The sequence below is a fragment of the Mycobacterium simiae genome (genome assembly GCF_008370645.1).
GTDB classification, from domain to species: Bacteria; Actinomycetota; Actinomycetes; order Mycobacteriales; family Mycobacteriaceae; genus Mycobacterium; species Mycobacterium simiae_A.
Genome location: NZ_VTZN01000671.1, coordinates 1 through 233 on the forward strand (window position 1 = coordinate 1; position 233 = coordinate 233).

Annotated in this window: 1 protein-coding gene; it reads left to right on the forward strand. The window is 61.4% G+C overall.

Features of this window, described 5'->3' with window-relative positions; all coding sequences use genetic code 11:
- The coding region (locus F0Q45_RS27325; RefSeq protein WP_223163974.1) for an alpha/beta hydrolase at positions 1-233 on the forward strand (233 nt) is incomplete at both ends.

The following is a 233-nucleotide window of genomic DNA, read 5'->3' on the forward strand; positions in this document are numbered from 1 at the left end:
TGGTTGTACGACGGGCACAATGACGCCATCAATCTCTACGACCAGTCGTTAAGAGCCGATCCCAGCCATTCCACGGCAGTGATCGCGTGGATGGGCTATGACGCTCCCGAGTTTGAGTTCCAGAATCCGGAATCGGCCGTGACCGATCCCACCAAGCTGCAACAGGTCGCTACACCGTGGTTGGCACGCCAGGGAGGCGCGGTGCTGGCCGCTGACGTCAACGGCCTGGCGGT